Annotated in this window: 9 protein-coding genes; 6 read left to right on the top strand and 3 right to left on the bottom strand. The window is 35.4% G+C overall.

Annotated features, from left to right (window positions below):
* Positions 1-90: 90 nt before the first annotated feature.
* Together DD829_RS04620 and DD829_RS04615 are read left to right on the top strand one after the other, a co-directional pair.
* Positions 91-2,175 (top strand): LTA synthase family protein, encoded by a 2,085-nt coding sequence (locus DD829_RS04620; RefSeq protein WP_108411478.1) that lies wholly within the window; start codon positions 91-93, stop codon positions 2,173-2,175.
* 81 nt (positions 2,176-2,256) lie between these two features.
* Positions 2,257-3,108 carry a neutral zinc metallopeptidase gene (locus DD829_RS04615; protein WP_076393916.1) on the top strand — a complete coding sequence of 284 codons (852 nt, stop codon included), beginning with the start codon at positions 2,257-2,259 and terminating at the stop codon, positions 3,106-3,108.
* Between the two features lie 55 nt (positions 3,109-3,163).
* Here the strand turns inward: DD829_RS04615 and DD829_RS04610 are convergent, their stop codons facing one another.
* Positions 3,164-4,018, bottom strand: a complete 855-nt coding sequence (locus DD829_RS04610) for a GLPGLI family protein (RefSeq protein WP_108411479.1) — start codon at positions 4,016-4,018, stop codon at positions 3,164-3,166.
* A 273-nt stretch (positions 4,019-4,291) separates the two neighbouring features.
* On the opposite strand from DD829_RS04610, the gene DD829_RS04605 reads away from it, so the two are divergent.
* The 4 genes from DD829_RS04605 (at position 4,292) to sufD (ending at position 8,554) form a co-directional block, all read left to right on the top strand.
* Positions 4,292-4,621: a HesB/IscA family protein gene (locus DD829_RS04605; protein WP_076393920.1), complete on the top strand. Its 330-nt coding sequence runs from the start codon at positions 4,292-4,294 to the stop codon at positions 4,619-4,621.
* An 80-nt stretch (positions 4,622-4,701) separates the two neighbouring features.
* Complete coding sequence (gene sufB, locus DD829_RS04600; RefSeq protein ID WP_076393922.1) at positions 4,702-6,150, top strand: Fe-S cluster assembly protein SufB; 1,449 nt, start codon at positions 4,702-4,704, stop codon at positions 6,148-6,150.
* Positions 6,151-6,398: 248 nt separating this feature from the next.
* Positions 6,399-7,145: a Fe-S cluster assembly ATPase SufC gene (gene sufC, locus DD829_RS04595; RefSeq protein WP_087711759.1), complete on the top strand. Its 747-nt coding sequence runs from the start codon at positions 6,399-6,401 to the stop codon at positions 7,143-7,145.
* Between the two features lie 101 nt (positions 7,146-7,246).
* Entirely contained in the window at positions 7,247-8,554 is a 1,308-nt protein-coding gene (sufD, locus tag DD829_RS04590; RefSeq protein ID WP_116547564.1) for a Fe-S cluster assembly protein SufD, read from the top strand.
* Positions 8,555-9,047: 493 nt separating this feature from the next.
* Here sufD and DD829_RS04585 read toward each other — a convergent pair whose 3' ends face one another.
* Both DD829_RS04585 and DD829_RS24075 read right to left on the bottom strand, forming a co-directional pair.
* Positions 9,048-9,578, bottom strand: coding sequence for a hypothetical protein (locus tag DD829_RS04585; RefSeq protein WP_108409918.1), 531 nt, complete (start codon positions 9,576-9,578; stop codon positions 9,048-9,050).
* A gap of 7 nt (positions 9,579-9,585) precedes the next feature.
* Positions 9,586-12,354: a hypothetical protein gene (locus DD829_RS24075; RefSeq protein WP_228408126.1), complete on the bottom strand. Its 2,769-nt coding sequence runs from the start codon at positions 12,352-12,354 to the stop codon at positions 9,586-9,588.
* Positions 12,355-12,411 lie beyond the last annotated feature (57 nt).

The following is a 12,411-nucleotide window of genomic DNA, read 5'->3' as shown; positions in this document are numbered from 1 at the left end:
CTTTCTAATTATTGTGGTATTTTAAAAAAATATACGCTCAAATAATATTCAATACTTATTTTTGTAAGAATTCATATTCAAATCATAACAATGTTTGTTCAGAAAACAAAACCATTCCTTTATTTAGGAATCTTTTACCTTATCATTTCTTTAATCATAAGGATTGTATTTTTCTTCCATCCCATTACCACAGCCAGTTTTGGAGTGTTTGAAATTTTAAAAATAATTTTGGTGGGTGTTCTCAATGATGCTTTGGTTTTTATTTTAGCCAGCACCTTTTTAGCCCTCTATTTTTTATTTCTCTCCAATTCAAAATATCAGAAACCTTACGGACAGATCATTTTGGGAATTTTAGTACTTTTTTTCCTGTACATCCTTCTGATTCCTAACAATATTTTCAAACAATACGGCGGCTCGGTTGCAGAAATTGCTCTGGCTTTTATCGGGTTAAAGATTATATGCTTCGCATTAATGCTTTTCCTTCCTAAACAACGTTTGAAAATAAGAAACATACTTTATTTTATAACCTTGTTTCTGTATGTTTTACTCATCGTATTCAACGCTGTAAGTGAATATTTCTTCTATAACGAATTCGGATTGAGGTACAATTTCATCGCGGTAGATTATCTCATCTATACCAACGAAGTGATCGGAAACATCATGGAAAGTTATCCTGTTGTTCCTCTTTTCTCAGCAATTTTTATCGTAACACATTCCATTACATTCTTCATTTTTAAGAAAACAAAAAAAGAACTTTCAGGTCTTCCGAATCTGAAGCAGAAATTTATTTTACTGGGATCGTTTATTCTTCTGGTTGGAGTAAGTTTGTTCGGATTAAATTTCACAACAAAAATGAAAGGAAACAGCGTTTTTGAAGAAGAAATTCAGGCAAACGGTCTTCCGAAATTCTATTGGGCATTTACCCACAATGAACTGGATTATTTCCAGTTTTATCCAGAAATCAATCAGAGTCAGGCAGAAAAAAACTTTTTAAGCCAGTTTGCTCCACCTGTCCTGAAAAGAAACATTGTACCTGCGGAACCAGAACTCAAAAAAAATGTGGTCTTAATTTCCATTGAAAGTTTATCTGCAGACTTTTTAGCACATTATGGAAATACGCAGAAAATCACTCCTTTTTTAGACAGTTTAGCCGATAAATCATTAATGTTTACCAATCTTTACGCTACCGGAAACAGAACCGTTCGTGGTCTGGAAGCATTAACGCTCTGTATTCCGCCTACAGCCGGAGAAAGCATTATTAAAAGAGAGAACAATAAAAATAAATTTACCACAGGAAGTGTTTTCAAATCAAAAGGATATGAGGTGAAATTTTTGTACGGAGGGTACAGCTATTTCGATAATATGCAGGATTTCTACGCCGGAAACGGTTATGACATTGTCGACAGAAATAATTTCAAGCCGGAAGAAATCACGTTTGCAAACGTTTGGGGCGTTGCTGATGAAGATATGGCAAAAAAAGCCATCCAAACCATGAATGCCGAAGCAAAATCCGGAAAGCCGTTCTTCAATCATTGGATGACGGTTTCCAACCACAGACCTTTTACCTATCCTGAAGGAAAAATTGATATCCCCGGAAATGCAAAATCCCGTGAAGGCGGTGTAAAATACACAGATTATGCTTTGAAAAAATTCTTCGAAATGGCTAAAAAACAGGATTGGTATAAAAATACGATCTTCGTGGTCATTGCAGATCATTGCGCTTCCAGTGCAGGAGATACAGAACTTCCAATGGATAAATACCGAATTCCTGCGATGGTTTTCTCGGAAGGATTTATCCAGCCGCAGAAATTTACCCAAACCATGTCTCAGATCGATGTGATGCCGACTGTTTTAGGTTTGCTGAATTTCAGTTATCAGTCGAAATTTTTAGGGCAGGACGTTTTCAGCAAAGAATTTCAGCCGAAAGCTTATGTAGCAACCTATCAGGATTTAGGATTTGTAAAAGATAATTATTTAACGGTTATTTCTCCTTTAAGAAAAATTAAGCAATATGCTTTGGTTCAGCAGAAAAACAATCTCGCTCCGGAATTTAATATTTATTTTGATGAAAATCCTTTAAAAGAAAAGGAACAAAATAAGCCGATGGTGGATGCAACGATTTCAGCGTATCAGTCGACTTCTTTCTGGCTGAAAAAAAATCAACTGAATCGATAAATATTTTGAAAATATCATAATCCGCACAAAAATTGTAAGGTTTAAATTTTTAAATTTACCAACAAATAAAAAATACAAACTATGAGATGGACGGACGACAGAGGCGGTAATGTGGAAGACAGACGTGGACTTGGCGGCGGAGCCGTTGTAGGAGGCGGACTGGGAACGCTTATTATTGCTGCAATTATATTCTTTTTGGGAGGTGATCCTTCCTCGATTCTTTCTTCGGGAGCGGGTTCCGGATCTCCGAGAACGGAGCAGCGAGAACTGACTGCGGAAGACAAAAAAATCGGAGAAATGGTAGACATGATGGGAAAATGGAACATCACGACATGGGATCAGGTTTTTCAGGAAAACGGAATGCAGTATACTCCACCGAAAATTATCCTTTTTTCGGAAACCACGCAATCTGGCTGTGGCGTGGCACAGTCTGCAATGGGACCGTTTTACTGTCCTGCGGATCAGTCTGTTTACATGGACATGAGCTTTTTTAATGAACTTCAGCAGAGATTCGGAGCTAAAGTAACGGAATTTACGGTAGCCTATGTTTTGGCGCATGAAGTGGGACATCATGTTCAGACACTTTTAGGAACAACGCAAAAAGTAGATCAGCTAAGAAGAAGCGGAAAATATTCTGAAGCAGAAATGAACAGAGTTTCTGTTGCCACAGAACTTCAGGCAGATTTTTATGCAGGAGTCTGGGCAAGAAGAACTGATGCTGAAAAGCACATTCTTGAACCCGGAGATATTCAGTCGGCTATTGAAGCGGCTGAAGCGGTAGGTGATGATAATATCCAGAGAAGATCACAGGGATACGTTAATCAGGAAAGTTTTACGCACGGATCCTCTGCGCAGCGTAAAGAATGGTTTATGAAAGGATACAACACCGGAGACATCCGACAGGGAGATACTTTCAACCAGCTTTTGAAATAATTATTTAAATCAGCCAAATAAAAAACCCTGAAGAACCAATCTTCAGGGTTAATTTTTATTGTAATTCTATCGGGTTGCTGTTTCTTTTTGCTTCCTCTTTTACTCTTTCTTCCATCCTTTTTCTGAAATCTCCGGAATTTCCTCCTCCGAATCCACCGCCGCCACGGTTTCCTCCACCGCCGTCAATTCTCATCGGCGCACCCATTCCGCCACCTTGTGTCATAAATGACATCGGGTCTTCCATAAACTTTTTCTGCTGTTTTACATAATCGCCTCTTTTCACTTTAATGGTATTTCCGAACTGATTCATTGTTGGGAAATCTGCGATTTTATAATTTTTCATTAAATCGAAAGAATATTCTCCTTTATCATCTTCTACTTTTACGATAAGTCCGGGAAGTCCGCCGAATTTGTAAGGCCCGTCCTGATAAGGCAGATCTGTGGTAAACCAAGCCGTCCATTTTCTTCCTCCAAAATCCGTTTCTGCTTTCTGAACTTTATAATCTCCTATTTTCGTGGTTTCCGAAGAAATTTTCCAGTTGATCGGTCGGTCTTCTTCGTAAGTATACATATCTCTTCCGATTCGGTCTTTGAACGTCATTTTCTGGCTTTTCTTATCTTTTTCAACAGAATAATTGATGTTGGATCGTAAAGCTTCCATCTGATCCCTGTTGAAACCTCTCGCTCCTCCACTTTGCATGGCAGCCTGAATGACAGAATCTCTTTTAATTCTGTTTTCGGAATAAAAAACAGATTTTTCCGGAGAAATGTCCAGATACGCATTTTCTGTTTTCGTATCTGTTTTATTGGACGCATCGGGTTTCATCGTCACCTGATATACAAATCTGTTGGTCTGTGCAAAAGCGGTCTGCATGAACAAAGCCAAAGCAAGAATGCCTAATTTTTTCATTTATAGTATATTTTTATTGTAAACTGTAATTTTAAAGACTACACAAAAAAAGGGTGAAATCTTTGTTTTATTTATAGATTTAAAATCCCGATCAAAGTTAAATCAAAAACAGGCTTTACGACGTCTATTAAGAAAATTTAAATATTTTTAACAGAAAATTCATCACTGAAATACATCTATTAAGAACAGAATCATCAAAATAGATATCTTCGATTTGAGATTGCGGAAATTAGTTCGTATTTTTGCATCATTAAATCATTCTAAATAAATACAATGATAAAAGTATCAGATCAAGCAAAAGCAAAAGCCATTCAGCTGATGACAGAGGACGGTTTTAAGCCTTTTGAAGACTATATAAGAGTTGGGGTGAAAAGCGGAGGATGCTCTGGTTTAGAATATGTTCTTAAGTTTGACAACGAAAAAACAGATACCGACCAGATTTTTGAAGACAATGATATCAAAATTATTGTAGATAAAAAATCAATCCTCTATTTAGCAGGAACCATTCTTGAGTATTCGGGAGGTTTAAACGGAAAAGGATTTGTTTTTAACAATCCGAATGCATCCAGAACTTGCGGATGCGGTGAGAGTTTTTCTTTGTAAAAAAGACATTGGATGCAGATTTCAGATTTTGATAAAAAATCAGATCTGAAATCTGTCTTCTAAAATCTTAAAAAAAAATAATGAATAAATATACTGAAGACGATCTAAGAGTCGATCTGGAAAATAAAAAATACGAATTCGGCTGGGAAACAAAAATCGATTACGAAGATTTCCCAACGGGTTTAAATGAAGACATCGTCCGTGCAATTTCTGCTAAAAAAGAAGAGCCGGAATGGATGACGGAATGGCGTCTGGAATCGTTCAGAATCTGGCAGAAAATGACGGAGCCGGACTGGGCAAATATTAAATATGAAAAGCCGGATTTTCAGGCGATTAAATATTATGCCGCGCCAAAAGTAAAACCTGAGCTGGAAAGTCTGGATGAAGTAGATCCTGAATTGCTAAAAACTTTCGAAAAATTAGGAATCAACATCGAAGAACAGAAAAGACTTTCAGGAGTTGCGGTAGATATTGTAATGGATTCCGTTTCTGTAAAAACAACGTTTCAGGATACGTTAATGGAAAAAGGAATTATTTTCTGCTCCATTTCCGAAGCAATAAAAAACCATCCTGATTTAGTAAGAAAATATCTTGGAAAAGTAGTTCCGAGAGGAGATAATTTCTATGCAGCTTTAAATTCCGCAGTATTTTCTGACGGAAGTTTCTGCTACATTCCGAAAGGCGTAAGATGTCCGATGGAATTGTCTACGTATTTCAGAATCAATCAGGCAGGAACAGGTCAGTTTGAAAGAACGCTTGTGATTGCGGATGAAGGAAGTTATGTTTCTTATCTGGAAGGTTGTACAGCACCGTCAAGAGATGAAAATCAGCTTCACGCAGCGGTTGTTGAGCTGATTGCAATGGATGATGCCGAAATTAAATATTCCACTGTACAAAACTGGTATCCGGGAAATGAAGAAGGAAAAGGAGGGGTTTTCAATTTCGTAACGAAAAGAGGACTTTGCGAAAGAAATGCAAAAATCTCATGGACTCAGGTTGAAACCGGTTCTGCGGTAACATGGAAATATCCTTCATGCATTCTGAAAGGAGATCATTCCATCGGTGAATTCTACTCTATCGCCGTAACGAATAATCACCAATATGCAGATACAGGAACCAAAATGATCCACATCGGTAAGAATACCAAATCTACCATCATTTCCAAAGGTATTTCCGCAGGAAAATCCAATAATTCCTACAGAGGTCTGGTAAAAGTAATGCCTTCTGCAAAAGGAGCTAGAAATTTCTCTCAGTGCGATTCTTTACTGATGGGGAATGAATGCGGAGCTCATACTTTCCCGTATATTGAAATTAAAGATCCGACTGCACAACTGGAGCACGAAGCAACGACTTCAAAAATCGGGGAAGACCAGATTTTTTACTGCAACCAGAGAGGAATTGACACAGAAAGAGCTATTGCCCTGATTGTAAACGGTTTCAGCAAAGAGGTTTTAAATAAACTGCCAATGGAATTTGCCATTGAAGCCCAGAAATTACTGGAGATTTCTCTGGAAGGTTCTGTGGGATAATGTCTATCCTTAAGTTTGACACATTGTTTGTCTTTCTGAACGAAGCAAAGCGGAGTGAAGAATCTAAGTTAAAATAGATTTCTCCTTCGTCGAAATGACAAAACAACGCATTAAAGATTTGTTTAAATTCTTAATGTTTAAAATAAATAAAAATAGTATTTCATTTGCAAGTGTAAGTACTTTTGTAATCAATGGTTTAGGATTATAAAAGATAAATGTTAGTCTGCCCTTGCGATAAATTTGAAAATATGTTAGAGATAAAAAACTTGCACGCCAAAATTGAAGACGGCGACAAAGAAATTTTAAAAGGAATTAATCTTGAAATAAAGCCGGGTGAAGTTCACGCTATTATGGGGCCGAACGGAGCCGGAAAATCTACGCTTTCTTCTGTTATCGCAGGAAAAGAAGATTATGAAGTTACAGACGGAGAAATTATTTTCGGAGGTGAAAACATCATCGAAGATGCTCCTGAAGAAAGAGCCCACAAAGGAATTTTCCTTTCTTTCCAGTATCCGGTAGAAATTCCGGGAGTTTCTGTAACCAACTTCATCAAAGCAGCGATGAACGAAAACAGAAAAGCTAACGGATTGGGAGAAATGCCGGCAAAAGAGATGTTGGCAATGATTCGTGAGAAATCTGAAAAATTAGGCATTAAAAAAGATTTCCTTTCAAGATCTTTAAACGAAGGTTTTTCCGGAGGTGAAAAGAAAAGAAACGAAATTTTCCAGATGATGATGCTGGATCCGAAACTTGCTATTCTTGATGAAACCGATTCCGGATTGGACATTGATGCGTTAAGAATTGTTGCAGATGGTGTAAATGCTTTCAAAAATGAAGGAAACGCAGTTCTTCTGATTACGCACTATCAAAGATTGCTTAATTATATCCAACCTGACTTCGTTCATGTTTTAGCCAACGGAAAAATCATCAAAACAGGTGATAAATCTCTTGCGTTGGAACTGGAAGAGAAAGGGTACGACTGGCTTTTAAATTAATTAAAAGATTAAAAAATTCGGAGATTTATCTGATCTCTTAGTTTAACAATTTCAGCCAACCAAAAAAAGAAAAAATGGTGCAAACCACAGATATACCAGTAATGGCATTAAAAGAACAGATCATACAAAACCATAATGAATTTTTGGAGAGCCTTCGTCACAGATTTCTGGATGAAGATCGTAAAGCAGCTCTTCAGAGATTTGAAAAAACTGGTTTTCCTACAAAAAAGGACGAAGAATACAAATATACCAACCTAAAGGAAATTACCGAGAAAAACTACAACTTTTTCCCGAAAGAAAGTCACAACATCACCAAAGAGCAGTTGGACCAGCTTCATTTAGGTGAAGAGAATTTCGACTGGATCACTTTCGTGAACGGTAAACTTCATAAAGAATTATCTAAAGTTTCCATTGAAAATGTTGAGTTTCTTTCATTCAATTACGCGTTGAATGATGAAAAACACAGAGATGTTTTCGAAAAATATTTCAACACAATTGCTGAAGATCAATCTGCTTTCACGAATTTGAATCAGGCATACTGCAAATACGGATTCTTTCTGAAGGTTCCGAAAAATGTAGTGATTGAAAAGCCGATTCACGTTTTCTATATTTCTCAGAATCAGGAAGAAAACACATTCTACAATACGAGAAATTTATTAATCGTAGATGAAGGTGCCAAAGTGGAAATTATTGAAATTCATCACAATTTTGACAGCACTTATGTTCTGACTAATTCTGTAACGGAAATTTTCACCTATCCGAACGCAAAAGCGGACTGGCATAAAGTTCAGAACGATAATGATACTTCTTATCTGATTGACAATACTTTCGCAAAACAGGAAAAAGACAGCTTAACGACTGTAAATACATTCTCTTTCGGAGGTAAGCTGGTAAGAAATAATTTAGATTTTATTCAGAACGGATCGAATATCAATTCATTCATGAACGGAATTACCATTATCGGGAAAGATCAGTTGGTAGATCATCACACGGCGGTTCACCACAATCAGCCGAATTGCGAAAGTTACCAGAATTACAAAGGTATTTTCGACGGAAAATCTCACGGCGTTTTCAACGGAAAGGTTTTCGTTGATAAAATTGCCCAGAAAACGAATGCTTATCAGCAAAACAACAATGTTTTACTCAGCGAAGGAGCAACGATTGATACCAAACCTCAGCTTGAAATTTTTGCAGATGATGTAAAATGTTCTCACGGTTGTACAGTAGGACAATTGAATGAAGATGCGTTATTTTATCTGAGAGCAAGAGGGATTTCTAAAAAGGAAGCTCAGGCGTTATTGTTATACGCTTTTGCGAACGATGCCATGCAGAACATTGACATCGAGCCATTAAAAGAAAAAATTTCAAAACTTCTTGCCGAGAAGCTTCAGGTTGATATAGAGTTTTAACAATATATAATTGATCAATACGAAGGCTGTTTCATTTTTGGAACAGCTTTTATTTTTTTTACTCTTAAAAATTTACATCACATAAGTTATTTTTTTCAATGGATTGATAAATTAATTGAAAATCTACATCAAGTATGGAACATTTCAGTGCATCTCATTTTGTTTTTTAAATATTCAGGTAAATTCTTTTAAGAAAATCATTAATTAAAAAATTTTCTACATTTACTGCAAACACATAAAAAAAGCTGATTAAAATTAAAATCTATGGAAGTGCTATTCATGGAGTGGCTGCACAAACCATCACAATAGAAGTAAATGTAGATACAAGGCATTTTCCCGTACAAGGTTTAGAACAACTTGTTCTAAGAATTCTTTTGTAAGAGGTTTTCTTTGTAGGATTTCGTATCTAACATGAAATTTTAGAATGTGCAAATTTACAGACTCTCTGTCGTCATTATCAAAAAACCGTCTCAAAAAAGAGACGGCTTAAACGTTAAAAACCTAAATCTTCGAAAGGCATTGCCGTACTTATGTACAATGGTTCGCCATTATCAAATAGTTTTTTTATAGAAAGATAATATCTATTGAATTCATATGGGATTCTTTCAGAAGGAAATCTCATTTGCAATACATAATATTCGCCTAAAATCTCGTGTACTTCATCATAAAAATGATCATCGGTATATTCCTTATCGGTAAATAGACTTCGGTGTACTTTTTCTTTATATTCCTCCAATCTATTGTAATATTCTTTAGGTACTTTGTGCTCTTTTTCTAAAAGTGTTCTTAATGTTTTTTCATAAGCCTCAATAATATTTCCATAAGAACCAGCCTCTAAAAAAAACTCTTTTTTACCTAAATCTTCTCCAAAAATAGATTTGAATATTTCGGTTTCTAAATGTCTTTGATCTTTTAACTTTGGTTTTAAAAATAACGTTCTACGATTTTTTCTTGCTACTTCCATCCCATCTGTTTTATAGTTTTTTATTGAGACTAAAACTATATAATCTATTTCTTTTTCCATAATTATATTATTTTTTAAAAATGAATACAATATCAGTTACTAATTCTATATCTCCTAATTCTTCTATTGCATCAAATTGATCGTCAGCATTATACAACTCTACTTTCCCATAGCCCTTGCTTTTTGCCCATTTTCCTGTAAAAGTTTTAAGGGCGGCTTGTTCTAAGAGTTCTTTTGTAAGAGGTTTACCTTGTAGCATTTCATACCCAACATGAAATTTTAGAGTGTGTAAATTTACGGATTCTCCGCCAGGATACTCTACATAACTGCTGTTTTTTTGCCACTGTCCAAAAATACCATCCAATTCTTTTCCAGCGTCTTTTGTTAAGTTAGCAAAGCCATCATTAATAATAGTTTCACCCAGGCTAAGATCAGTTAATCCTGTTATTTTATTGTTTTGTAGCGTCTGATTTAGACCGTAAGGTATGAAAATATCTCCATAAAAATATTTTTTATCTTCTATAAGCGGGAAAACATTAGGATCTGCAAATTTTACCCTACATCTAAACTTGTCTTTCAGTAACGGTTCACTTTCATCGAAAACTTTTTTTGTATCATATCGAAAATCATGAAGCTCATAATAATATTCTTTTTTTCCCTTTCTGAGTAATTTACCTACGTAAGTTTCCCCCGTTTGAGAATGTAGAAACCTTATCTCTTTGGAAGATTGCTTTGCAAAAAAGAAGTTTTCCATTGCAATTTGCCCTTCGTTTTTATATACTACTAACGCTTCATCCATAAATTCTTTTGCAGCGGTTCTTTCTCCTGAAAAAATCTCTGCTCCTTTAAAGAAAACAGTCACACTTTTTTGTGAATCTATTACTCTTTCTATATAAAACAGTAGCTTTCTTCCTCCTTGTCCCAATAAATAAGCAGGCAAAACGTGAGGTAAAATACCAAGAGCACCAATAGTAAGGGGTTTATAGGTTTTTTGCGTTCCTTTGATAATTTTTACACCATCTATTGTTGCTTCATAAGGTTCAAAAGCAATTTTTTTAGCTTTAATAGCGGTGTTCAGCTCTTCTGTTAATCCTTTTACATTAATGAAATCGGTAACCAAACGTGCCCACATCGCATAATGTATATATTTGGTAACGACCGGATGATTTTTTCCAAATTCCGGAATCAGAGTAGCCCCAAAGGAAGCATCTATAGTTACACCTGCGGTGGCATATGCGACACCAATTGTACTTCCTGCCTCTATCGCAGCCATTATTTCTCCAACTCCGATCAAACAAAAAGCGAGTTGAACAGTAACTTCTGCGGCGAGTATAGCGGTTTCCCATGTTTCTTCATTATATAAAAGATATACAAAGCAGGCAGGGAGTAAATAAATTTCTCCTTTTTTAAGATTATATTTTTCAATATTTTCAACAGGTGTAATGCTTATAATATCCAAAGGATTACAGGATACCTGCTTTTGCAGATCTTCAGCACTCATATCAGACAAAAAAGGAGCTGCAAGAGTAGCTTTTCCTATTTTTACAAATAGATTAAGGTCTGTGGTAAACTTCAGTTTATTATGTACCGTATCAAATTCCTCAATATTATGATTTCCAAAAGTTCTGTTGTCAAACAAAATCTGTCTCCCAAATTCAAGAGCATCAGCATATTTTTTGCCCATTTCTCCTTTTTTAATATAAGTCATATAAACACTGGTGATAATGGTACAAACCTGTGAGAACGCTTTAAATTTTAGATTATTAAGTAAATGAAAAAGTTTTCCTTCCTGTTCCAGACATATGATAATATCGAAAAGAGCCTGTTTATCCGAGCAGGTTTTAAACAGTGCAGCAACAATATCCCCGTCATTAAGACCTCCCGATATGCTAAATCTTGGAAAAGAAGATTCGTCTTTTTCACAATACATTTCAATATATTTTTTTCTCTGATCAGGATTTAAACTGAAAAAAGGAGTATCGATAAACCATTTGAACATGCTTCCTCCTGCAGTAAGGTTTTCTTCGACAAAAGAATTCATATCCTCAATACTTTTAATTCCTCCGTCTTTCAGAATTCCCATTTTCTTTTTATAATTCTTCAGTTGAGTAATTAATTGCTTTAAATCTTGAGAAGAAAAATCTCTGCTGTTGTTGATGCGGATGCCAAAATAATTGTAGGGATCTGCTTTAGACATAATCCATTCATTATAAGCGTATTTTTCTTCAGCCCGCATTTTGGCAATAGTTCTGTTGACCTCCTGTAAAAGTTTTATAATTCCCTTTTCTTTTAAATTTATCCTGTATTTCAAAACCTGACTCGGTACCGTAAATTTAGATTCCTGTTTGGAATTTTGTTCGCTGGTGACAAATTTATAATCTTCGATAGCATCATTAAAAGCAGATAAAATCTCTTCATACGTAAACAGAAATGCTTCTTTTTTGTCGGCTATAATATTAGTGATGACATATTCTTTAAACGTCATTTTACGATCATATCCTTCAAATTTATAAACATTTTGTGATGTTAATGCTTCCAGATAATATTTTGACCTATTGGTAATAGCCATATACAGCTCATTTTTGCTTCCTAACAGATAGAATATCAGTAAATCTGTATTACTCTGGTTCTTTAGAAATACAGGATCATTATATTCTTCAACCAGTTTATTAATATCCCCATAGGGTAAAAATGTATGGAAGTAAGTAGTCCCATTTTTTTCATCAAAATGACCATATCTGTTTTTAGGTGAAATTCCCAAAGCACTTATTCTGTCAATTTTGGGTATTTTAACCGAAGTGCCCTGATGAACTCCTAATGCTTTTATTGGTTTCATTTTTTCTAAATTTTAATTGTTGAAAATAGAAATGGTGGAAGTGCTCCCACCATTTCG

It is taken from the genome of Chryseobacterium sp. HMWF035 (assembly GCF_003094695.1).
GTDB classification, from domain to species: Bacteria; Bacteroidota; Bacteroidia; order Flavobacteriales; family Weeksellaceae; genus Chryseobacterium; species Chryseobacterium gambrini.
This window is presented reverse-complemented; position numbering and strand designations above follow the sequence as displayed.